Raw genomic sequence first — 22,512 nt, 5'->3', positions numbered from 1 at the left:
TGGTGACTCCACCAAATCGCAAAACGCTTTAGGGGATCTCATCATGCTTCGCTTTGCCCGCCGGGCTTTTCTGGCCCTTTCCGTCAGTCTCGTTTTCGCGCCCGCCATGGCGCGGGCCGAGGACGCCTCCGCCGCCAAGGCTGCGCAGGCCGGGGGCGGTGACGTCACGGTCTTCGCCGCCGCCAGCCTCAAGGGATCGCTCGACGAAGCAGCCAAGGCCTGGACCGCAAGCTCGGGCAAGAAGGTGGTGATCTCCTATGCCGCTTCCTCGGCGCTGATGAAGCAGATCGAGCAGGGCGCGCCGGCCGAAGTCTTCGCCTCCGCCGACCTCGACTGGATGAAATACGGCGTCGACAAGAAGCTGATCAAGGAAGGCAGCGTGGTGAAGCTGCTCGGCAACGCCCTGGTGCTGATCGCGCCCTCCGATGCCGCTACGACGGTCGAACTCAAGCCCGGGGTCGATCTCGCCGGCGCCATCGGCGAGGGCAAGATCGCAGTGGGCGAAGTGAAGACGGTGCCGGCCGGCAAATATGCCCGGGCCGCTTTCGAAAAACTCGGCATCCTCAAGGCCGTCGAGCCGAAATTCGCGCAGACCGACAATGTCCGGGCTGCCCTTGCGTTGGTCGCGCGCGGCGAGGCTAAGTTCGGCGTGGTCTACGCCACCGATGCGGCCGCCGATCCGAAGGTGAAGGTCGTCGCCACCTTCCCCGAGGATTCGCATGAGCCGATCGTCTATCCCTTCGGCCTGACGGCGTCGTCCAACAATGCCGATGCTGCCGGCTTTCTGGACTATCTCAAGACGGCGGATGGGCAGAAACCCTTCGCCAAGGCCGGATTCACGCTGCTGAAGGAGTAGGGCCGGGAGGGACCTGCTTCATCGTCCGGCAACAATCCTCACTCGATTGTGTCCGATCTCCCGCTTCCCCCTCTCCCAATTTTGCCGGAATTCGGGCAAGAAATGAGACTCGCTGGTTTTATCCGTAACCAGCGGGTTTTGATTCGGGGCCATCATGGAGCAGCGCACGGACGACAAGTCCTCCGGAGAAGAGCACTGGCGTGACGTTCGGCGCAACAATCTGCTGGACGCCGCCGGGCGCATTTTCGCGCGGCAGGGCTATGACTCCGCTTCGGTCGATGACATCGCCTTCGAGGCCGGCATCGGCAAGGCCACCGTCTATCGCTATTTCACCAGCAAGGAAGCCCTGTTCGAAGCGGTGTTTGCCCAGACGCTCGACGATCTCGAGGTTCGGCTCGACACGGCCCTGCTGCGCGAGGGCAATTTCCGCGAGCGCCTGACCTATCTCGTCGCGGAGATCGTGCCCACTGTGCGTACCCATCTCAGCACCATCCGCGACCTCAACGAGGGCGAGAACTCCAAGCGGCGCATCTTTCGCCGTCGCCGCGGCGCCATCGCCCAGCGCCTGATCACCGTGATCGAGGAGGCCCAGCGCCGCGGCGAGGCCCGGATCTATGACGCCGACATGGCGGCGCGGCTGCTGATCGGCATGGCCTGGATCGGCGTGGGCGCCGACTACCTCTCCGACATCGAGGTGACGCGCGACGTGGTCGACATGGCGCTAAACGGCATTGCCCAGGGACGGCCGGTGCCGGAAGGACGGGTCACCCGGCTCGAACCTGGCAGGCGTGGCCGCAAGGGGAGAGTGCCCTCGTGAGCGAGGGGCTGAAATCGCAGGGCCGATTGCTGCCGCTGATCATCGCTACCGGCCTGTTCATGGAGAACCTGGACTCGACGGTGCTGTCGACGGCGCTACCCACGATCGCGCGCGATTTCGGTACCAGCCCGATCTATCTCAAGCTCACCCTCACCTCCTATCTGCTCTCGCTGGCCATCTTCATCCCGACCTCCGGCTGGATGGCCGACCGCTTCGGGGCCCGCACCGTGTTCCGTGCCGCCATCGTGGTGTTCGGCCTCGGCTCGATTGCCTGCGGCCTGTCCTCCAACCTCACCGAACTGGTGGCCTCCCGCATCGTCCAGGGCATGGGCGGGGCGATGATGACGCCGGTGGGCCGGCTGATCATCCTCAAGACCACGCCCAAGCACGATCTCGTCAACGCCATGATGTGGCTGACCCTGCCGGCCCTGCTCGGCCCGCTCAGCGGGCCGCCGCTCGGGGGCTTCATCACCACTTATTTCCATTGGCGCCTGATCTTCTGGATCAACATTCCCATCGCCGTGCTCGGCATCGTCCTCGCCAGCCTCTATGTGCCGAATGTGCGCGAGGACGAGCGCCGGCCCTTCGACCTCGTCGGCTTCCTCATCCTGGCCCCGGGCCTGGTTGCCCTGATAGGCGGGGCGACGCTGTCGGGCCTCGATGTGGTGCCGGCCAGCGTCAATATCGGCCTGGCCGTAGCAGGCCTCGCCCTGATCGGCCTTTATGTCCACCATGCCGGGCGGGTCGCCAACCCGCTGATCGAACTGAGGCTGCTGCGCTTTCCGACCTTCCGCGCCGCCATCGGCGGCGGCTTCCTGTTCCGCATCGGCGTCGGCGCCACGCCCTTCCTGCTGGCGCTCTATTTCCAGCTCGGCTTCGATTTCAGCCCGTTCCAGTCGGGCCTGCTGACGCTTGCCACCGGTGCCGGCGCCATGGCGATGAAGGCCCTGGCCGGGCCGATCCTGCGCCGGCTCGGTTTCCGCCGGGTGCTGACCTGGAACGCCGTGCTGTCTTCCTGCCTGGTGGCCGCCCCCGCTTTGTTCCATGCCGGCATGCCGGTGCTGCTGATCTCGCTCACCCTGCTTGCCGCCGGCTTCACCCGTTCGCTGCAATTCACCTCGATCAACACTGCCGGCGTCTCGGACATTCCACCCGAGCTGATGGGCCGGGTCACCTCGATGACCTCGGTGCTGCAGGAGTTGGCGGGATCGGTCGGCGTTTCCATCGCGGCATTGGCGCTGGAGACCTCGATGCATCTCAACGGGGCCAGCCATCTCACCGCGCCGGTCTTCCCGCCCGTGTTCCTGATGATCGGCGTGATCGCCATGACCTCGGGCCTGATCTTCCTCACCCTGCCGCGTAATGTCGGCAGCGAGTTGCTCGCGCCTGCGCCGGTGCCGCGGACGCCTGCCGCAGCGGAGTGAAACGGCGGGTCTGACCCCATCACGGGGTATCACGATGGGGTGATCCGGCCCCTCCAGACACCAATCGAAAGCGGGCAGAAACATCCCTTAACACTGGCCCACACTTCCGTCGTCATCACCGCCCCAAATCGGGTTCGAACCCCAAGCCGATTCCTCTCGATCGAGTCACGGCCCGACCGAGAGGGACCGGCAAGGCGCCGACATTTGCGGCGCTTCCAGGCGAGGCCCGTCCGCGGGCCTCGCCGGGAAGTTCCACTCAGAGCATGCGCGCTTGCAGGCAGGCGCGATTCGACGGATCGGACCCATGAATATCGAACGTGAACGCAGACGGCGCCGCTGGCCCGCCGGACTGGCAGTCCTGGTGGTCGGGCTGGGAAGCTATGCGGCCTGGCGCCATCTGGCGCAGGCCGCGCCGGCACCCCAGGCCCAGGCCGCGCCCGCCGCCAAGGTGCCGGTGACCTTCACACCGGTGGTGAAAGCCGACTATCCGGTCGAGGTCGACGGCCTGGGCACGGTCTCACCCTTCAAGACGGTGACGGTCAGAAGCCGGGTCGACGGGGAGATCACCCGGGTGTTCTTCAAGCAGGGCCAGATGGTCAAGCAGGGCGATGCCCTGGTGGAGATCGACAAGCGCCCCTACCAGGCCGCGCTGGACCAGGCGGTCGCCAAGAAGGCGCAGGATGAGGCCAGCCTCAGGAACGACCAGCTGAACTTGCAGCGCTTCCAGAACCTTGCCCAGAAGAGCTTCGAATCGCAGCAGGCCGTCGATACCCAGCAGGCCCTGGTAGACCAGGTCAAGGCCCAGATAGAGGGGGATGACGCGGCCATTGCCAATGCGCGCACCAATCTCGACTACACCACCATCAAGGCACCCTTCACGGGTCGCACAGGCTTCCGCCAGATCGATCCGGGCAACATCGTGCATGCCGCCGACCAGAACGGCATCGTCACCATCGCCCAGCTCCAGCCCATCGCGGTGCAGTTCACCGAACCGCAGGATCTGTTGCCGGCGATCGCCAGGGCGTTCGAACGCGGGCCGGCCCCGGTTGAGGCCCTCACTTCCGATGGCCAGACCGTTCTTTCGCGCGGCACGCTGGCGGTGATCGACAACACCGTCAACCAGGCGACGGGTACGATCAGCCTGAAGTCACGTTTCGACAATGCCGACAATGCGCTCTGGCCCGGCCTGTCGGTCGACACCCGACTGCTGTTGGACACGCTCAGGCAGGTTCTCGTGGTGCCCGAGGATGCCGTCCAGCATGGGCCATCGGGCCTCTTTGCCTATGTGATCGGCGACGACGGCAAGGCCGTGGCGACACCGATCCAGGTGAGCATGAGCGGCAATGGCCGTGCCGTGGTCAGCCAGGGCCTGACGGCGGGGCAGAAGGTCGTGGTCTCCGGCCAGGCGCGCCTGCAGAACGGCGCGGAGGTAGAAGCGCGGCAGTTGCCGTCCCCGGACGGCAAGATTGCCGACCAGGCCGCCTTGCCGACAGGCGGCGATGCAGGGAAGGCGGACTGACCATGCCCGGTATCTCCACCCCCTTCATCCGCTATCCGGTGGCCACCACGCTCTTGATGGTGGGCATCCTGTTCGTGGGCATCATCGCCTATCCGCAATTGCCGGTGGCGCCGCTGCCGGAAGTGGACTTCCCGACCATCCAGGTCTCCGCCAGCCTGCCCGGTGCCGATCCCGCCACCATGGCCTCGTCGGTGGCCCAGCCCTTGGAGACGCAGTTCTCGCTGATCCCCGGTATTTCGGAGATGACTTCGTCGAGCCAGACGAGCTCGACCCAGATCACCCTGCAATTCGACCTCTCCCGCAACATCGATGGCGCCGGTGCCGACGTGCTGGCGGCCATCAATGCCGCCAACGGGCAATTGCCCAAGAACATGCCGAGCCCGCCGACCTATCGGAAGGTGAATCCAGCCGATTCCCCCATCCTCCTGCTCGGTGCCACCTCAGACACGCTGCCCTTGACCGAGGTTTCCGATCAGGCGCTCACCAAGCTGGCCCAGGCCATCAGCCAGATCGGCGGCGTCGGCCAGGTCAATGTCGGCGGCCAGCAGACCCCGTCCATCCGCGTCCAGGTCGATCCGGCCAAGCTGGTGGCCAAGGGATTGTCGCTGGAGGACGTACGGACCCCGCTTGCCGTCACCACCGTCAACAATCCCAAGGGCACCTTCAACGGCGCCACCCGCTCCTACACCATCTATGCCAACGACCAGCTCACCGACGCCAAGGACTGGAACGACGTCATCATCGCCTATCGCAACGGCAGCCCCGTGCGCGTGCGCGACATCGGGCAGGCCGTCAGCGCGCCCCAGGACGACACCCAGGCCGGCTGGGCCGACGGCAAGCGCGGCGTCTTCCTGGTGATCTTCAAGCAGCCCGGCGCCAACGTCATCGACACTGTCGACAACGTGATGAAGGTGCTGCCCCGCCTGGAGGCCGGCATCTCGCCCGCCATCAAGATCTCGGTGCTGTCGGACCGTACCCAGACCATCCGCGCCGCGGTAAAGGACGTGCAGTTCACGCTGCTGCTTACCATCGGCCTCGTCGTCATGGTGATTTTCGTCTTCCTGCGCAGCGTATGGGCTACGGTGATCCCTTCGATCACCGTGCCGCTGGCCTTGCTGGGTGCCTGTGCGCTGATGTGGCTGGCGGGCTACAGCCTCGACAATCTCTCGCTGATGGCGCTGACCATCGCGGTGGGCTTCGTGGTCGACGACGCCATCGTCATGCTGGAGAACATCACCCGCCATATCGAGGAGGGCGAGAGGCCGATGGCCGCCGCCCTCAAGGGAGCGGGCGAGATCGGCTTCACCATCCTGTCGATCAGCATCTCGCTGATCGCCGTGCTGATACCGCTCCTGCTGATGAGCGGCATCATCGGGCGGCTGTTCCGGGAATTCGCGATCACGCTCGCCATGACCATCGTGGTCTCTGCCTTCGTATCGCTGACCCTGACGCCGATGATGGCCTCGCGCTTCCTCAAGCCGATTCATGAGGAGCATCACGGCAGGCTCTATAAGCTCAGCGAGGCCTTCTTCGAGGGCCTGGTGAACGCCTATGAGCGCGGCCTCGATCTCGTGCTGCGTTTTCGCTTCATCACCCTGCTGACCTTCTTCGCCACGGTGGCGCTGTCGGGCTACCTGTTCGTGATCATACCCAAGGGGTTCTTCCCGCAGCAGGATACCGGCCTGATCACCGGGGTCGTCGAGGCGGCGCAGGATACCTCCGTGGCCGACATGGCGCGCCATATGGAGGAACTCGGCGCCATCGTGCTCAAGGATCCGGCCATCGCCCATATGGCGATGCGCATGGGCGGCAATGGCAACACCCTCAATGACGGCACCATGTACATCACGCTGAAGCCGCGCGACGAGCGCAGCGCCTCGGCCGACCAGGTGATCCGCCGCCTGCAGCGCCAGACCGCCAAGGTCGAGGGAGCGCGGCTCTACCTGCAGTCGGCCCAGGATGTGCGCCTCGGCGGCCGGCCCTCGCGCACGCAGTTCCAGTTCACCCTGCAGGGCACCGACATCGACCAGCTCAACCAGTGGGCACCCAAGCTGCTGGAGGCGATGAAGGCGATGCCGGAACTGCGCGACGTCGCCTCCGACCAGCAGGCATCCGGCACCACCCTGACCCTGTCGATCGACCGCGACCAGGCCGCCCGCTACGGGCTGACGCCCGACATCATCGACGCCACGCTCTACGATGCCTTCGGCCAGCGCCAGATCGCGCAGTTCTCGACGCAGCTCTCGACCTATTACGTCATCCTGGAGGTGCTACCCTCGCTGCAGAAGAGCACGGCGACGCTGCAGCAGATCTATCTGCGCTCGCCGACCACCGGCGGCGAGGTGCCGCTCTCGGCCTTTGCGAAATGGAGCACCGATCCGGTCCGCCCGCTCGCCATCAACCATCAGGGCCAGTTCCCGGCGGTGACGATCTCCTTCAACCTGGCACCCGGCGTGGCGCTCGGGCAGGCGACGGCTGCCATCGAGGCTCTGGAAAGGCGCATGGAGCTGCCGGCCACCATCGGCTCGACCTTCCAGGGCACGGCGCAGGCCTTCCAGGACTCGCTCGCCTCGGTGCCGATGCTGATCGTGGCGGCCCTGGTGGTGGTCTACCTGATCCTCGGCATTCTCTATGAGAGCTTCATCCACCCCCTCACCATCCTCTCGACCCTGCCTTCGGCGGGCGTTGGGGCGCTGGCGACGCTGCTGCTGTTCCATTTCGACTTCAGCCTGATCGCCCTGATCGGGGTCATCCTGCTGATCGGCATCGTCAAGAAGAACGGCATCATGCTGGTCGATTTTGCCATCGTCGCCGAGCGCGACCACCGCATGAGCGCGGTGGAGGCGATAAGGCGGGCCTGCCTCCTGCGCTTCCGGCCGATCCTGATGACCACCATGGCCGCCTTGCTCGGCGGTGTCCCGCTGATGTTGGGCTCTGGCACCGGTTCAGAGATCCGCCAGCCTCTCGGCTATGCCATGGTCGGCGGCCTCATCGTCAGCCAGGTGCTGACGCTGTTCACCACGCCGGTGATCTATCTCTACCTCGACGGCTTTTCGAAATGGCTGAGAAGCGGCCGCGATTCAGGCGAACCGAGTGAGCCGCCGGAAGCCGTCCTGGCGGGAGAGCCGAGGGAGGACCAGGATCTGGTCCTGCCCGAGCCGCGCGCGGTGGCGATGCGATGAAAGCGAGCTTTCTCAGCCGGCCCGCACGATCATCTCGATGGGCGCGATCAGCCCGTCGGCGAGGGCCGACATCACATTGCCGATGCGCAGGGCGGCGTTCTCGCCCATCAGGACCTGCGGCCCGAGCGGCGAGGGGCCGTCGCGGGCGACCTTCTCCCTCATCTCGCGGCCGAGCCGAAGGGCAAGGTCGCGATGGCTGCGCTCGAGCTCCAGGCTGAAGCCGGCCTGGGCCAGGGCCTGGCGGTAGCGGCTGGGCGGTTCCACGAAGCTGGTGGCCGAACTCATCGCCCAGGGCATCGGGTAGGGCAGGTCGCCCTTGCCCTGATGCATGATGTCGTAGACGCCGAAGCGTGCCCCCGGCCTGAGCACCCGGCGTATCTCGCGAAAGAGCGTATCCTTGTCGGCGATATTCATGCCGACATGGAACAGGGTGGCACCGTCGAAGCTCGCGGTCTCGAAGGGCAGAGCGAGGGCGCTGCCCTGCACGAAGGAGACCCGCCCCGACAAATGGCAGCGCCGGGTCACCGCCTCAGCCACCGTGACGAATTCGGCGGTGAGGTCGATACCGGTGACACTGCAGCCGAGCGCCTGTGCCAGATGCCGCGCCGGCCCGCCGATACCCGAGCCGACATCGAGCACATGCATGGCGTGGGTGAAGCCGAGATCCTCGGCGAGCTCTTCCGTGGCGGCTGCCCAACCGAGATGGAACTCGTCGATGCCGGCGAGATCACCGGTGGTCAGGTGGTCCGGATCCTTGCCGGCCGCCTCCAACGCCGCGAAGAGCGTGCGTTCGAGCGAACCTTGCGTGTAGTGGCTGGCGACGGCGCCTTCGATGTCCATGGCCACATCCTTTCTTGGCGGGATGGTATTAAGCGGTGGCATCGTAAGTTCGGCACTCACTATACCGCGGGCGGCCAAGCAATGACAGACACGCCGCAGTATCGGCTGGAGCGCGCGGGGGACTTGCCCTGTGCACGCGCTTTGTCATAAGCGTTCTAGAAAGCGTCTTGTGATTTTTGGCGGAATTGCCAGGAGTCGCAAGGACGCCCGAGCCAAGCCATCAGGTTGGCTTGAAACAAGGAGCTGGAGGGAAAGGGCGTTTCGCGAAGACGCGCTTTGCTCCAGAGGAAACGCCGGCCCCGAAGCCGGCGCGGGTTCAAGGCCGCGGCACGATCCCGGCCGATGGGAGGAAGGCATGTCTGAGGCCAAGATCTACGACGTTCCGCGCGAATGGGCCGAGGAAGCGTATGTCGACAATGCGCGCTACCAGGCGATGTACGAGGCCTCCGTCAGCGATCCCGAGGCCTTCTGGGGCGAGCACGGCAAAAGGATCGGCTGGTTCGAACCCTATACCAGGGTCAAGAATACCCGTTTCGAACCCGATGTCTCGATCCGCTGGTTTGAGGACGGCACCACCAACGTCGCCTGGAATTGCGTCGACCGTCACGTTGCCGAGCACGGTGATCGCACCGCCATCATCTGGGAGGGTGATGATCCCTCCGAGAGCCGGCACATCTCCTATCGCGAACTCGCCAGCGAAGTGCAGCGCTTTGCCAATGTGCTGAAGGGCGAGGGCGTCAAGAAGGGCGACCGGGTCACCATCTATCTGCCGATGATCCCCGAAGCGGCCTTCGCCATGCTGGCCTGCGCCCGCATCGGCGCGGTTCATTCCATCGTGTTCGGCGGCTTCTCGCCCGACTCCCTCGCCGGCCGCATCACCGATTGCGGCTCGACCGTGGTGATCACCGCCGACGAAGGCCTGCGCGGCGGCAAGCGCGTGCCGCTCAAGGCCAATGTCGATGCGGCCCTGGCCAAGGTGGGCGGGGTCTCCTCGGTGATCGTGGTCAAGCGCACGGGCGCCCCGGTGGCGATGGTCATCGGCCGCGATCATTTCTATGCGGATCTCGCCGCCAATGTCTCCGACGAGTGCCCCTGCGAGGAGATGGCGGCGGAGGACCCGCTGTTCATCCTCTATACCTCCGGTTCCACCGGCAAGCCGAAGGGCGTGCTGCACACCACGGCGGGCTATCTCGTCTATGCCGCAATGACGCACCAATATGTCTTCGACTACCGCGAGGGCGACATCTACTGGTGCACTGCCGATGTGGGCTGGGTCACCGGCCATTCCTACATCGTCTACGGCCCGCTGTGTAACGGTGCCACCACGCTGATGTTCGAGGGCGTGCCGAACTACCCGTCGATGTCGCGCTTCTGGGAGGTGATCGACAAGCACCGGGTCACCATCTTCTACACCGCGCCCACCGCGATCCGCGCTTTGATGGGTGCCGGCGAGGAGCCGGTGAAGAAGACCTCGCGCGCCTCGCTCCGCCTGCTCGGCTCCGTGGGCGAGCCGATCAATCCGGAAGCCTGGGAATGGTATCACCGGGTGGTCGGCGACCATCGCTGCCCGATCGTCGACACCTGGTGGCAGACCGAGACGGGCGGCATCCTGATCTCGCCGCTGCCGGGCGCCACCCGGCTCAAGCCGGGCTCGGCCACCCGCCCCTTCTTCGGGGTGCGCCCCGAGATCGTCGACGCCGAGGGCAAGGTGCTGGAGGGGGCCTGCGAGGGCAATCTCGTCATCGCCGATTCCTGGCCGGGCCAGATGCGCACCGTCTATGGCGACCATCAGCGCTTCTTCGACACCTATTTCGCCGCCTATAAAGGCAAGTACTTCACCGGCGATGGCTGCCGCCGCGACGAGGACGGCTATTACTGGATCACCGGTCGCGTCGATGACGTCATCAACGTCTCCGGCCATCGCATGGGCACGGCCGAAGTCGAGAGCGCGCTGGTGGCGCATGAACTGGTGTCGGAAGCGGCCGTGGTCGGCTATCCCCACGACCTCAAGGGCCAGGGCATCTATGCCTATGTCACCCTGATGGCCGGCACCAGCGGCGACGAGACCCTGCGCAAGGAGCTGGTCGGCTGGGTGCGCCGCGAGATCGGACCGATCGCCTCGCCCGACCTCGTCCAGTTCGCGCCCGGCCTGCCCAAGACCCGTTCCGGCAAGATCATGCGGCGCATCCTGCGCAAGATCGCCGAGGACGATTTCGGCTCGCTCGGCGACATCTCCACCCTGGCCGATCCGACCGTGGTGGAGGATCTCATCGCCAACCGCCAGAACAAGCCCAAGGGTTGAGGGGCTGAGGCTGAGGGAGCGGATGACGATGCGGCGGGCGCTTTCCATCGCGCTCGCCCTTTGTCTCGGCATGATCGCGCCGGCCGGGGCGGAGGAGGGGCCGTTGCGCCCGGACGCAGCCCGCTTCGAGGCGGCGTTCAAGCCCGGCGCGACGGCCACGGTCAATGGCGCGCCGGTGCCGCTCGACAGCCGCCTTCTCGGTGAGGTCACCGTGTCCACAGGCCAGATCGTGGCCTGTGATCCCTTTGTCTTCATCGAGGCCAGGCCCTTCATTCGCACCGTGCCGACGGGGCGCTTTCCCGTACGCATCGCGGTGATGCGTTCGAAGCGTTTCGGCGATCGCATCGCCTTTGCGCGCGTCGAATTCTCACAGGCGCCGGTCGTGACCTGGGAACGGGCGTTGGTGCCCGGTCAGGACCCAGCGAAGCTTGGCAAGGACGAATATTACGGCTTTCCGGTCGATGCCGGCACCGGCGCCTTCCTCGATCCTGCCGTCGGCAAGGATATCGCAGCCCTGTCGACCGATCAGGTGCAGGCCATCTATGACGACTGGATCCGTCTGGGTGAGAGCTACGGCAAGGAGCATGGCCTGCCCTATTCGCTCCCGACCACCCGAGCTCCCCATTCCCTCGTGCTGTTCTCGAGCGGCTGGGGCGATGGCGCCTATCCATCCTGGTTCGGCCTGGCGGCCGATGGCAGTGTGGCGATGCTGCTGACCGATCTGCGCGTGGTGGATGACCCGCCTGGCCGGCGAGAATAGTGCCTGGCATCCCCGATCGCGCCAATTTTCGTCGCTTGCGGACTTTTGCCTTTCACAACAAGCGTCTAAACAGGATGGATCGGCCTTCCCCTTATTCCCGCCTCCACCAGAGGCGGGCCAGCTTGCCATGTTCCATCAGCGTTTTTCCCGCCAGGCTCTCAACCTCGCCTTCGACCGCATCATCCCTGGCTGGATGCGCCTGCTGGTGCGACGCAGCGAGAGCGGCATGGTCGCACTCGCGGCCGTGGTGGGCGCGCTGGCCGGCGTAGCGGTCTATGGCGTCGCCGCCACCGCACAGCTCGCCCATGAGCTGTTTTTCGGCTTGCAGGCGGAGGAGAGGCTGAGCGGGACCCTCGGCCTGCCGGTGATCCTGGCCGTCTCCATGCCGCTGATCGGCGGCCTCCTGCTCGGCCTGTTCAACCTGGTTCTGGCGCGGACCCGCTCGCCCCGCCCGGTCGATCCGATCGAGGCCAATGCCCTGCATGGCGGGCGCCTGTCGCTCACCGGCAGCATCATCGTGGTGATCCAGACCTGGATCTCCAACGCCTTCGGTGCCTCGGTGGGGCTCGAAGCCGCCTATTCGCAGATCGGCTCTGGCATCGCCTCACGGCTCGGCCTCGGCTTTCATCTGCGCCGCGCGGATCTACGCCTGCTGGTGGGCTGCGGTTCGGCCGGGGCCATCGCCGGTGCCTTCAGCGCGCCGCTGACTGGTGCCTTCTACGCCTTCGAGATCATCATCGGTACCTACGCCGTCTCGCATCTGGCGCCCGTGGCAGCAGCGGCCATTGCCGGCACCATCGTCACCCATCTGCTCGGGATCGATTCCTACGCCTTCGTCATCGATGTCGGCTACAAGCCGCAGGCCTCGTCCTTCATGGCCCTGGTCGGCCTCGGCCTGTTCAGCGCCGCCGTCGCCATCCTGGTGATGCTGGGCGTCGCCATGACCGAGAAGGGCTTCCGTCGCCTGCCCCTGCCGATCTGGCTGATGCCGGGGCTGGGCGGCCTGATGGTTGGTGGACTTGCCTTGATCACGCCGCAGGTGCTGTCGTCGGGGCATGGTGCGCTGGTGAAGATGCTCGCCGGCGGCGAACTGCCGATGCTGATGCTGGGCGGGCTGATCCTGCTGAAGGGGCTCGCCTCTTCCATCTCGCTCGGCTCGGGCTTTCGCGGGGGCCTATTCTTCGCCTCGCTCTTCCTCGGCGCCCTGATCGGCCAGTTCTATCTCGGCGGCATCCATCTCTTCTCCCTGGATACGGGGCTGACGCCCCACGCGGCGGCGCTGACCGGCATGGCGGCGCTGGCCGCGTCCGTGATGGGCGGACCGCTGACCATGAGCTTCCTGGTCCTGGAGATGACGGGTGATTTCCAGCTCACCGCCGCCGTGCTGCTGGCTGTGATCATCGCCAGCATCACCGTGCGCGAGACCTTCGGCTACTCCTTCGCCACCTGGCGCTTCCATCTGCGCGGTGAGGCGATCCGCAGCGCCCACGATATCGGCTGGGCCCGCGACCTCACCGTCGGCCGGGTGATGCGCAAGCCGGCGCCGACGGTGGACAAGGACGCCTCGCTCGTGGTCTTCCGCAACGCCCATCCGCTCGGCACCACGCATTACATCGTGGCCGTCGACACCCTCACCAATCGCTATGCCGGGCTGATCCGGGTCGCCGATGCCTATCAGGTCAGCCCCGAGATCCAGGATGGCGCCAATCCCGTTGGTAGCCTGGCGCTCTATCGCGACGAGGTGCTGACGGCGGGCATGACGCTGAAGGAGGCGACCGAGCGCATGGAAGGTTGCGAGGCCGAAGCGCTGGCGGTGGTCGACGAGGCCGGCCATGTCATCGGCCTCCTGTCGGAAGCCCATGCCTTGCGCCGCTATGCCGAAGCCGCCGACCGCGCCCGCCGCGATCTGGCGGGCGGAGTTTAGGCGCTACAGCCCCTACCGCGAGGGCTGCACCCGGGGCAGGAAGGCGAGGATCTCATCGGCGATCTGGCGGTGCAGGGCCGTTCGGTCGCGCGTGCCGCCGTCCCGGCAGACGAAGCTCTCGCCTGGCGCGATATTCTCGATCGCGGCGGCCGCCTCCGGCAGGCAGAGCTGCATGAAGCTGAAATGGGTGGCATCGGGGATGGGCAGGTAGCGGGTGGTCGCCTGCGGCAGGGCGCTGACGAGGTAGTCGGAGTCCTGCTTCAGGGCCGCGATGCCGGGCACAGGCGTTCCCGCCGCGAACACCAGCACGGGTATCCTGACATCCGCCAGGCTTTGCGGCGTGAAGCCGAGCGCGGGTCCGAGATCGAGCGAGACGACGGCGCCGATCCTGGCGTCGCGAAGATCGGCCCCCAGCCTGGCAGGATCGGTCCCGCCGTCGCGCAGCCCGACGGCCGTGAGCGCTTCGCAAAGAGGCGCGGGCGAGCAAATTGCGGGCAGGCGGCTCGCATCATAGCGCCCGCCCGCCAGCGCCATCACCGTCCAGCCGCCGAGGGAATGGCCGATGGCGGCGATGCGGCCCGCCTCGATGGGGCCGGCGAGGCCGGGATCGGTGCTGACGGCATCGAGAACCCGGCTGAGATCGTGGGGACGTTCCCACAGGCGGGCGGCCTGTTCCGGCCGCTTGTCGAAGGTGGTGGTGCCGGGATGATCCGGCGCCGCCACGACATAGCCGCGACCGGCGAGTTCGCTCGCCAGCCAGTTGAGGTTCCGCCAATTGCCGCCGAAGCCGTGCGAGAGCAGCACGAGCGGATGGCTGCCGGCGGCGGGCGGGGCATTCTCCACCACTTCGATACCCGGGAAGCTGCCCTCCCGCCCGCCGATCGACGTCAAGGGCCCGGAGGTGCCGGCCGGATACCAGAGGCGGGCCTGGAGCGGCCGCTCGCCGGCCGGGTCGGGAATGCCGATCTGTTTGGAGCCGACGGGCTCGCCGGCCAAGGCGGCGTGTCCTGCCAGGCAGGCGGCGAGGGCGAGAAGGACAGCGAAACGGCGCATGGAACGCTCCAGGGATGCGGTTGACGCCGCCTTCCTGCTGCGCGGTGGCCGGGGCTTGCGACCTGGAACATGTTCGAGGTCGTACCGAAAGGCGATGGGGGACCCGCTCTGTCGAGGGGGCCATCCCAGGCGATTGACGTCGCCTTCGTGAGTAGCTAGGATATCTGATATATCAGATATGGTGATGCGATGAGCGCCTTTGCCACTTTCCAGGATCGTACCGGCGGCCGGCCGCTTGCGGCGCAGCCCGGCATGACGACATCGGCGCTCGTGCATCGGGCATTGCGGGACGAGATCGTCTCCATGATCAGGTTGCCTGGCGAGAAGATCGCCGAGGTGGAGGTCGCCACGGCGCATGCCGTCAGCCGCACGCCGGTCCGCGAGGCGCTGCTGCGCCTGGCCGACGAAGGGTTGGTCGAAATCGCAGCCCGGTCCGCCACGCGCGTGGCCCTCATTCCGGCCGCCATCCTGCCCGATGCGATCTTCGTGCGTTCGGCCGTCGAGCACGCCACGGCGCGCGCCGCCGCCCACCAAGCCCGGGGCAGCAGCGTTACCCTGCTGCGCGGCCTCATCGAGCGCCAGCGCGAGAGCCTCGGGGCCGGCGACACCAACGGTTTTCACGAGGCGGATGAAGCCTTCCACGCCGCCCTCGCCATGGCGGCGGGCCGGCCGGGCGCCTGGGAGATGGTTCAGCAGGTCAAGACCCAGCTCGACCGTTACCGCCGCCTGACCCTGCCGGAAGCCGGGCGCATGCTACGCGTCGTCGACGAGCACGGCGCCATCGTCGACGCCATCGAGGCCCACGATGCCGAGAAGGCCGGCCTTGCCATGGACCACCATCTCGACGGCCTGCGCCGGAGCCTGGCTTCCATCCGCGATCACAACCTGGACTATTTCTCAGGGGATGCCGCCGGCATCTCCGCCGCCTTCGAGACGCTGCTGTTCCGCTAAAGCGTTTTGCGATTTAGACAATCCAGAAAGTCTTCATGTCCCATCAATCCCTCGAAATTCGCCACGCCAGCCACCCCGAGGCCGCCAAGGGCCTGGATACGCAGGGCCTGCGCCGCGAATTCCTGATCCCCGGCCTGTTCGCCGCCGACCGCATCAAGCTGGTCTATTCCCATATCGAGCGCATGATCATCGGCGGTGCCTGTCCGGTCGATGCGCCCCTTGCCTTGCAGACGCCGAAGGAGGTCGGGCAGTCGAGCTTCCTGGCGCGGCGCGAGCTCGGCATCATCAACATCGGTGGGCCGGGCATCGTGCGCGTCGACGGCGAGGCCCATGACATCGGCACCCGCGAGGCCCTCTATGTCGGCATGGGGGCCGGCGAGGTGGTGTTCGAGGCCCGGGAAGGCGCCGCACCGCCGCGCTTCTACCTTCTTTCCGCGCCAGCCCATCGCAGCTATCCGACACGCCGGATCGATGCCTCGGTCGGGCGGGTCCTGGAGCTCGGCGACAAGAGCACCGCGAATGAGCGCAGCATCCACCAGATGCTGATCCCGGGCGCGGTCGACTCCTGCCAGCTCGTCTTCGGCATGACCACGCTGGCGCCGGGCTCGGTGTGGAACACCATGCCCTGCCACACCCATGACCGGCGCAATGAGGTCTATCTCTATTTCGACCTCGCGCCCGAGGCGCGCATCTTCCATTTCATGGGCGAACCGCAGGAGACCCGTCACCTGCTGGTGGGCGAGGGCGACGCGGTGATCTCGCCGCCCTGGTCGATCCATTCCGGCGTCGGCACCGGCGCCTATACCTTCATCTGGGCCATGGCCGGCGACAACCAGGACTATGCCGACATGGACATGGTCGCGACGGCGGATCTGCGATGAGTCCGGCCACGATGAACACGGCTTTCGCCAATCCCTTCGATCTCACCGGCAAGGTCGCGATGGTGACGGGATCGCGCACCGGGCTCGGGCAGGCCATCGCCGTTGCCCTCTCGCAGGCCGGCGCCTGCATCGTCGGGGTCGACCGCGGCCCCGCCGAGGAAACCCATGCGGCGATCGAGGCGCAGGGCGGCGCCTTCCTGCCCGTGACCGCCGATCTTTCCACCACGGCGCCTCTGCCTGCGATCGTCCAGTCGGCGCTCGACCGCTTCGGCGCGCTCGACATCCTGGTCAACAATGCCGGCATCATCCGCCGCGCCGATGCCCTCGACTTCACCGAGGAGGACTGGGACGCGGTCGTCGACGTGAACCTCAAATCGGCGTTCTTCCTGGCCCAGGCGGCGGCCCGCGCCATGCTTGCGGACGGACGCGGCGGCAAGATCATCAACATCGCCTCGATGCTGTCCTTCCAGGGCGGCATCCGCGTCGCCTCCTACACCTCGGCCAAGAGCGGGCTGATGGGGCTGACCAAGCTGCTCGCCTGCGAATGGGCCGCCAAAGGCATCAACGTCAACGCCATCGCCCCCGGCTACATGGCGACCAACAACACCGCGCCCTTGCGGGCCGATGCCGAGCGCAACGCCCAGATCCTGGCGCGCATTCCGGCCGGGCGCTGGGGCGCGCCCGCCGATCTCGGCGGCGCTGCCGTGTTCCTGGCCTCCGAGGCCTCCGCCTATGTCCACGGCATCACCATCCCGGTGGATGGCGGCTGGCTGGCGCGCTGAGGTGCGTCGTCCGGGCCCCCGGGCCCGGCTTTCTAGAAAAACAAGGGCGGTCTTCCGGCACCTCTCCGGGCTGGAAGGCACAGCCACAATGAACATTGGGAGGCAGTCCATGAAGATATTGAAGGTGATCGATAGGATTCCCGGCGGGCTGATGCTGGTGCCCCTGCTGCTCGGCGCTTTGTGCAAGACCTTTTCACCGGGGGCCGGCAGCTATCTGGGTTCGTTCACCAACGGCCTGATCACGGGTACCGTGCCGATCCTCGCCGTCTGGTTCTTCTGCATGGGCGCCACCATCGACCTGAGGGCGACCGGCGTGGTGCTGCGCAAATCGGGCACGCTCCTGGTCACCAAGATCATCGTGGCCTGGGTCGCCACCATGGTGGCGGCGCGCTTCATCCCCGACGGCGGCATCACCTCCGGCCTGTTCGCGGGCCTGTCGGTGCTGGCGATCACTGCCTCGATGGACATGACCAATGGCGGTCTCTACGCAGCGGTGATGCAGCAATACGGCACCAGGGAGGAGGCCGGCGCCTTCGTGCTGATGTCGGTCGAGTCGGGGCCTCTGGTCAGCATGCTGATCCTCGGCGCATCCGGCGTGGCCGTGTTCGAGCCGCGCCTGTTCGTCGGCGCGGTGCTGCCCTTCCTGATCGGCTTCGCCCTCGGCAATCTCGACCGGGACCTGCGCGAGTTGTTCGGGCGCTGCGTCCACCCGCTGATCCCGTTCTTCGGTTTCGCCCTCGGCAACGGCATCGATCTCAAGGTCATCGCGCAGAGCGGCCTTGCCGGCGTGCTGCTCGGCCTCGGGGTGATCGTGGTCACCGGCATTCCCCTGATGCTGGCCGACAGGTTCATCGGCGGCGGCAACGGCACGGCCGGGCTGGCGGCCTCCAGCACGGCGGGGGCGGCGATCGCCAACCCGACCCTGATCGGCGAGATGATCCCGAGCTTCAAGCCCGTGGTGCCGGCGGCCACCGCTTTGGTGGCCACGGCCTGCCTGGTGACGGCGATCCTGGTGCCGATTCTGACCGCCCTGTGGGCAAAGCGGATGGGCAGGGTGCCGGCCCCGCAGGCGGAAGCCGTGCACCGGCCTGGCGTGGAGCCGATCTGAGGCGGCCGTTGCTTCGCCTCAGCCGAACAGCGCTTCGATGGCCCGGCGCAGGGCCGCCGGATCCTCCTCCGGCACCAGGGTCAAGCCGGGACGCGCGGCGAGGCCGCAGGCCGGTGTGGCGATCACGGGCAGGCCTGCGGCAAGGGCGGCGAGGAGCAGGCGCGGCTGGTGCTCGACCACGGCCGGCAGCACCACGCCGGCAAGGGTGGCGGGCATCTCGCCCGGCGCCAGCAGGCGGACGGGCATGTTGCCCCAGAAGCCAAGGCTCTCGCGTGCATGCCCCTTGACGGCAAGCTCGACGGACAGGCCGTAGAGCGCCTCGCGCAGGGCATAGGCGCCCTTGCGGCCGAGGGCCGAAGCCGGAAACAGCAGGGTGTGCCCGCCTTTCGCGGCCGGGAGTGGCCGGGCGGGGGACCAGTCGAGCAGATGGGTTCTGCCGGGGGCGAGGGCTGCGATCGCTGCATGCGGGGTCAGCAGCCGGTCGGCGGCGGCCAGGGCGGTGCTTTCGGCCGCCACGATCGCTTCCGGTGCCCGGAAGTCCGCCAGGGTGGGGCTTTCCGGCTGGCGTGCAGCCGCGGCATCGAGCCTTGCCTGCAGGACCGCGAGCGGCAGGCGCTCCATCAGCACCTCGAAGCTGCGACCCTGCAGGGCACCCGACAGCCACAGATGCGGCAGCAGGTTCTGCGAGACCACGAGATGCGTGTGCCGGTGCGACAGTCTGGCGGCATAGGCGGCGGCGAGCCGGGCATCGCCCTGCAGGGCCTTCGCCTGCAGGCTGCCGCCGGTGGCGCCCCGCAATGCGAGCGAGCGTCGTAGCGTGGCGATGGTCGCCGTGGTCTCGCTGCCGGCAATACCGGCCGGCCAGCCATAGCGCGGGGCGCCCAGGCGGCGGGAGGGCAGGAACAGGGCATCTTCGCTGCCGGCCCTCTGCTCGAGCAGGGTGGCGAATTCCGGCCAGCAGGCATCGACGAGCCAGGCCGTCGGCACGCCGGCGCGCAGGGCGCGTTCGGGATCGTTGCGATGGCAATCTTGCTGGCCGCATTGCGTGCAGTCATGTACCGCCGGCCCGGCAGCGGGCGTTTCCACCGACAGCTCGGCGGCCTTGGCGCGGCCGTGGCCGCGCAGGACGATCTCCAGCCTGTCCCGGCTCATTGAGGCTTCGATGCGGAAGGCGTGGGGGCTGCGGATGCGGAAATCGACATAGTTCCAGAACACGGTGGCGTCGCGGCCGAGCTGGGCGCGCGAGCCGGGGACCACGCGGCTATGGGCGTGGCGTTCGACGATCTCCAGCCCGGCCGCGAGGGCGGCCTCGTAGAGGGCGTTGGAAAGCTGGCAGAGGCCGCCGCCGACGCTGGCGATCAGGCAGCCTTCGCGCAGTTCCCGGCCAGGCACGTAGCCCCGGGCCCGGCTGGCCCGGCCGATCTGCTTCCAGAAGCTGAGCACGGCGCCGGCCGGCACCTCGACACCGTCGAGGCCCTTCAAGGCCATACGCAAATTCTGCACCTTGCCGGCGGTGAGTTCGCGGTCCCTGGCCCCGGCGAGATTGGTCCACAGGGGCGAGCCGGCCCGGCCGAGCACGGGCGCGGCGGCCAGCCGGGCCGAGCGGCCATGGCGGGCCACGGGTTCGGCTGTGAATTTCTCGCGCAGGAAGCGCAGGCCCCGCAAGGCCATCGCCTTGGCCTCGAAGGCGAGGCTGTCGGCATAATCGGGGACGCGGCGCTGCGGAAGGGCGACCATGGCGGGATCCTGGCTCGGCTGAGAACTTGCCGAGACCTTAACGGACCCCCGCCAGGCCCGCCGTGCGCGCTGGCACGCGGAGGGCAATTCTGGCTGTCGCGGGAACAGAATGAAGGATTGGGCTGGGTGATGAAGGTGACGTGAGGCCGCGACGCTCAAGCCCCCTCGCCCGCCACTTGCGGGGAGAGGGTAAGGGTGAGGGGCTTCGCAGAGTTCAGTTTTCTACGTGTTGCGCTGCCCCTCATCCCGGCCTTCTCCCCGTCAGAACGGGGAGAAGGGGTGGTCGGCGGCGCGCCCTTCCTCATAAGCTGCTATCGCGGCCTCTATCCCCGATCGAGCCAGGCGACCTGTTCCGGTGTCAGGGCGATGTCGAAGGCCTCGAGGCTGTCATCGAGCTCGGCGAGCGTGCGCGGCCCGATCAGGGGTACGGACGGGAAGGGCTGCGACAGCACAAAGGCGAGGGCGACATGGATGGGGCGCTTGCCCAGCCGGCGCGCCAGCTCGACCGCCCGGTCCCGGCGCGCGAAATTGCGCTCGGAATACCAGACCCGCACGAGCTCCTTGTCATCCTGCCTGTCGCGTCCGGCCCGGTCTGTGAAGAAGCCGCGCCCCTGGCTCGACCAGGCGAAATTGGGGACCTGCCGGGCGGCAAGCCAGGCCTTCCAGTCGTCGTCCGAGGCCGAGACGCAGCCGGCCCAGATCACGTCCTGCATCTCGGCGAGGGCGAAATTGTTGGAGAGCGCCCCCGGCTTCTGCTTGCCTGTCCGCTCCGCATAGGCGACCGCCTCGTCGAAGCGCTCGCGCGTCCAGTTCGAGCCGCCGAAGGGGCCGCGGATGCGACCGGCCTTGACCTCCGCATCCATGGCGTCGACGAATTCGCCCACCGGCACGTAGGGATTGTCGCGATGCATGAAATAGACGTCGACATGGTCGGTCTTCAGCCGCTCGAGTGACAAAGTGAGCTGCTGGCCGATGAATTCGGGGCGGCAGAGCGGGGTATGCGCGCCCTTGCCGATCACCACGCTCTCGTTGCGCACGCCCCTGGAAGCCTGCCAGTCGCCGAACAGTTTTTCGGTGATGCCGGCGCCATAGACGAAGGCGGTGTCGAACAGGTTGCCGCCCTTCTCGAAAAAGGCGTCGAGCAGGATGGCGGCGCTGGAGAAGGTCCTGAAATCCTCGAAACCGAGCGCCACGGCGGAGGCGGCCGGTTCGAGGCCGGGGATGCGGCGCCGGGGAATCGGCCCGCTGCCCTGCCTGAGCACTCCGCCCTTCAGGGTCTCCTTCCGTCGCTCGGGCTTCTCGATGCCGTATTCGAGCCCGATCGCCTGGCGCCATTTGTCGAGCACGCGCAGATTGCCCAGGCTGTCTGCCCAGCTCATGCCCGGCCAGGCGAATTCCTGGCGGCCTTCGCGAATGGCCCTGCCCGCGGCGTCGGCCTCGAAGGCATAGAGATGCCGCGTCTCCTCGACTGTCACCGTCTCGCTCGTGCTATCGGGCCCGATGATGCGGATCTCGCCGGTGCCGCCCTGCACGCCGCCGGCAAACCAGAAGTCCTGCACCTCGATGCGGCCTTTGGTGCCGAGGATGCGCAGCACATTGTCCTGCTTCAATGAGATCGAGCAGGAGACTTCCGCGAGGATGCCGCCCGGAAAGTGCAGCAGGGCCGAGGCCCATTCGTCGACGCCGGATTGGCCGAGATGGCCGGCGCCGGAGACGCTGTCGGGTTCCGCGAGATCCTTGCCCGAGGCGGCACCGGCGATCAGCCGCGCCATCGAGACGGGATAGCCGCCGACGTCGAGGATGCCGCCGCCCGCCAGATCGTTGGCATAGAGCCGGTGCTCGGGCTTGAACGCCGGCATGGCGAAGCCGAAGCTGGAGCGGATCAACCTGACCTCGCCGATCGTGCCTGACCGGATCAGTTCCACCAGCTTCAGGGTCTGCGGGTGCTGTCGATACATGAAGGCCTCGCCCAGGAAGGTTCCGGCCTTGCGGGCGGCATGCATCATGGCGTCGGCCTCGAAGGCCGTCAGTCCCAGGGGCTTTTCCACCAGCGCATGCTTGCCGGCCTCGGCTGCCTTGATTGCCCATTGCGCGTGGCCGGGATGGGGTACGGCGATATAGACGGCATCGATCGTGGGATCGGCCAGCAGGGCTTCATAGCCCCGATGGATGCGGGCGCCGGAGAAGGCTTCGGCAAGGCCCGGCCTGTCGGGATCGCGGGTGCCGATCGCCGCGAGGACGCCGCTCTCGGAATCGGCCAGGCCGGCAGTGAAGGCCTTGGCGATGGCGCCGGGCCCGATGATGCCCCAGCGGATCTTGTCTTTCTCGGTCATGTCGGTCTTTCCAAACACTTTCAGGACATGGGGATGCTGCGCT

At 67.1% G+C, this 22,512-nt stretch carries 16 protein-coding genes; 12 read left to right on the top strand and 4 right to left on the bottom strand.

Annotated elements, in window-relative coordinates; translation table 11 throughout:
• Window positions 1-43: 43 nt before the first annotated feature.
• From modA to ACTJKX_RS30995, 5 genes are all read left to right on the top strand, one after another.
• Window positions 44-856, top strand: a complete 813-nt coding sequence (gene modA, locus ACTJKX_RS31015; protein ID WP_440727624.1) for a molybdate ABC transporter substrate-binding protein — start codon at window positions 44-46, stop codon at window positions 854-856.
• 154 nt (window positions 857-1,010) lie between these two features.
• Window positions 1,011-1,673 carry a TetR/AcrR family transcriptional regulator gene (locus ACTJKX_RS31010; RefSeq protein ID WP_311934721.1) on the top strand — a complete coding sequence of 221 codons (663 nt, stop codon included), beginning with the start codon at window positions 1,011-1,013 and terminating at the stop codon, window positions 1,671-1,673.
• Window positions 1,670-3,097, top strand: coding sequence for a DHA2 family efflux MFS transporter permease subunit (locus ACTJKX_RS31005; RefSeq protein ID WP_440727623.1), 1,428 nt, complete (start codon window positions 1,670-1,672; stop codon window positions 3,095-3,097). Before ACTJKX_RS31010 ends, ACTJKX_RS31005 begins: the two co-directional genes overlap by 4 nt.
• A gap of 304 nt (window positions 3,098-3,401) precedes the next feature.
• Window positions 3,402-4,616, top strand: coding sequence for an efflux RND transporter periplasmic adaptor subunit (locus tag ACTJKX_RS31000; protein WP_440727622.1), 1,215 nt, complete (start codon window positions 3,402-3,404; stop codon window positions 4,614-4,616).
• 2 nt (window positions 4,617-4,618) lie between these two features.
• Window positions 4,619-7,798, top strand: a complete 3,180-nt coding sequence (locus tag ACTJKX_RS30995; protein ID WP_394314865.1) for an efflux RND transporter permease subunit — start codon at window positions 4,619-4,621, stop codon at window positions 7,796-7,798.
• 12 nt (window positions 7,799-7,810) lie between these two features.
• Here ACTJKX_RS30995 and ACTJKX_RS30990 read toward each other — a convergent pair whose 3' ends face one another.
• Complete coding sequence (locus ACTJKX_RS30990; protein ID WP_311944914.1) at window positions 7,811-8,638, bottom strand: class I SAM-dependent methyltransferase; 828 nt, start codon at window positions 8,636-8,638, stop codon at window positions 7,811-7,813.
• Between the two features lie 355 nt (window positions 8,639-8,993).
• Between ACTJKX_RS30990 and acs the strand changes: the two genes are divergently transcribed.
• From acs to ACTJKX_RS30975, 3 genes are all read left to right on the top strand, one after another.
• Window positions 8,994-10,940, top strand: coding sequence for an acetate--CoA ligase (gene acs, locus ACTJKX_RS30985; protein ID WP_440727621.1), 1,947 nt, complete (start codon window positions 8,994-8,996; stop codon window positions 10,938-10,940).
• Between the two features lie 22 nt (window positions 10,941-10,962).
• Window positions 10,963-11,700 (top strand): DUF4241 domain-containing protein, encoded by a 738-nt coding sequence (locus ACTJKX_RS30980; protein ID WP_440727620.1) that lies wholly within the window; start codon window positions 10,963-10,965, stop codon window positions 11,698-11,700.
• Window positions 11,701-11,827: 127 nt separating this feature from the next.
• A complete protein-coding gene (locus ACTJKX_RS30975) occupies window positions 11,828-13,624 on the top strand; it encodes a chloride channel protein (protein ID WP_311944919.1) in 1,797 nt (598 codons plus the stop codon).
• A gap of 12 nt (window positions 13,625-13,636) precedes the next feature.
• Here ACTJKX_RS30975 and ACTJKX_RS30970 read toward each other — a convergent pair whose 3' ends face one another.
• Window positions 13,637-14,677, bottom strand: coding sequence for an alpha/beta hydrolase family protein (locus tag ACTJKX_RS30970; protein ID WP_440727619.1), 1,041 nt, complete (start codon window positions 14,675-14,677; stop codon window positions 13,637-13,639).
• Between the two features lie 189 nt (window positions 14,678-14,866).
• Here ACTJKX_RS30970 and ACTJKX_RS30965 point away from each other — a divergent pair, with 189 nt between their 5' ends.
• The 4 genes from ACTJKX_RS30965 to kdgT all read left to right on the top strand — a co-directional run bounded on the left by ACTJKX_RS30965 (window position 14,867) and on the right by kdgT (window position 18,399).
• Window positions 14,867-15,628, top strand: coding sequence for a GntR family transcriptional regulator (locus ACTJKX_RS30965; RefSeq protein ID WP_440727618.1), 762 nt, complete (start codon window positions 14,867-14,869; stop codon window positions 15,626-15,628).
• A 35-nt stretch (window positions 15,629-15,663) separates the two neighbouring features.
• A complete protein-coding gene (gene kduI / locus ACTJKX_RS30960; protein WP_440727617.1) occupies window positions 15,664-16,509 on the top strand; it encodes a 5-dehydro-4-deoxy-D-glucuronate isomerase in 846 nt (281 codons plus the stop codon).
• A gap of 11 nt (window positions 16,510-16,520) precedes the next feature.
• Entirely contained in the window at window positions 16,521-17,291 is a 771-nt protein-coding gene (gene kduD, locus ACTJKX_RS30955; protein ID WP_440727616.1) for a 2-dehydro-3-deoxy-D-gluconate 5-dehydrogenase KduD, read from the top strand.
• A gap of 109 nt (window positions 17,292-17,400) precedes the next feature.
• The gene (gene kdgT / locus ACTJKX_RS30950; RefSeq protein WP_440727615.1) at window positions 17,401-18,399 is read left to right on the top strand and encodes a 2-keto-3-deoxygluconate transporter; all 999 of its coding nucleotides are present in this window, start codon (window positions 17,401-17,403) and stop codon (window positions 18,397-18,399) included.
• A gap of 18 nt (window positions 18,400-18,417) precedes the next feature.
• Here kdgT and ACTJKX_RS30945 read toward each other — a convergent pair whose 3' ends face one another.
• Together ACTJKX_RS30945 and ACTJKX_RS30940 are read right to left on the bottom strand one after the other, a co-directional pair.
• Entirely contained in the window at window positions 18,418-20,136 is a 1,719-nt protein-coding gene (locus tag ACTJKX_RS30945; protein WP_440727614.1) for a VanW family protein, read from the bottom strand.
• Window positions 20,137-20,459: 323 nt separating this feature from the next.
• Complete coding sequence (locus ACTJKX_RS30940) at window positions 20,460-22,469, bottom strand: aldo/keto reductase (protein WP_440727613.1); 2,010 nt, start codon at window positions 22,467-22,469, stop codon at window positions 20,460-20,462.
• Between the last annotated feature and the right edge of the window lie 43 nt (window positions 22,470-22,512).

This window comes from Labrys sp. 22185 (assembly GCF_052045555.1).
Taxonomy (GTDB): domain Bacteria; phylum Pseudomonadota; class Alphaproteobacteria; order Rhizobiales; family Labraceae; genus Labrys; species Labrys neptuniae.
The sequence above is the reverse complement of the archived record's forward strand: the minus strand, read 5'-3'. Positions and strand labels throughout refer to the sequence as shown.

Bases quoted from the DNA above. Each gene is read 5' to 3' on its own strand.
- modA (WP_440727624.1), top strand. From the start codon at position 44: ATGCTTCGCTTTGCCCGCCGGGCTTTTCTGGCCCTTTCCGTCAGTCTC.
- ACTJKX_RS31010 (WP_311934721.1), top strand. From the start codon at position 1,011: ATGGAGCAGCGCACGGACGACAAGTCCTCCGGAGAAGAGCACTGGCGT.
- ACTJKX_RS31000 (WP_440727622.1), top strand. From the start codon at position 3,402: ATGAATATCGAACGTGAACGCAGACGGCGCCGCTGGCCCGCCGGACTG.
- ACTJKX_RS30995 (WP_394314865.1), top strand. From the start codon at position 4,619: ATGCCCGGTATCTCCACCCCCTTCATCCGCTATCCGGTGGCCACCACG.
- ACTJKX_RS30990 (WP_311944914.1), bottom strand. From the start codon at position 8,638: ATGGACATCGAAGGCGCCGTCGCCAGCCACTACACGCAAGGTTCGCTC.
- acs (WP_440727621.1), top strand. From the start codon at position 8,994: ATGTCTGAGGCCAAGATCTACGACGTTCCGCGCGAATGGGCCGAGGAA.
- ACTJKX_RS30980 (WP_440727620.1), top strand. From the start codon at position 10,963: ATGACGATGCGGCGGGCGCTTTCCATCGCGCTCGCCCTTTGTCTCGGC.
- ACTJKX_RS30975 (WP_311944919.1), top strand. From the start codon at position 11,828: ATGTTCCATCAGCGTTTTTCCCGCCAGGCTCTCAACCTCGCCTTCGAC.
- ACTJKX_RS30970 (WP_440727619.1), bottom strand. From the start codon at position 14,677: ATGCGCCGTTTCGCTGTCCTTCTCGCCCTCGCCGCCTGCCTGGCAGGA.
- ACTJKX_RS30965 (WP_440727618.1), top strand. From the start codon at position 14,867: ATGAGCGCCTTTGCCACTTTCCAGGATCGTACCGGCGGCCGGCCGCTT.
- kduI (WP_440727617.1), top strand. From the start codon at position 15,664: ATGTCCCATCAATCCCTCGAAATTCGCCACGCCAGCCACCCCGAGGCC.
- kduD (WP_440727616.1), top strand. From the start codon at position 16,521: ATGAACACGGCTTTCGCCAATCCCTTCGATCTCACCGGCAAGGTCGCG.
- kdgT (WP_440727615.1), top strand. From the start codon at position 17,401: ATGAAGATATTGAAGGTGATCGATAGGATTCCCGGCGGGCTGATGCTG.
- ACTJKX_RS30945 (WP_440727614.1), bottom strand. From the start codon at position 20,136: ATGGTCGCCCTTCCGCAGCGCCGCGTCCCCGATTATGCCGACAGCCTC.
- ACTJKX_RS30940 (WP_440727613.1), bottom strand. From the start codon at position 22,469: ATGACCGAGAAAGACAAGATCCGCTGGGGCATCATCGGGCCCGGCGCC.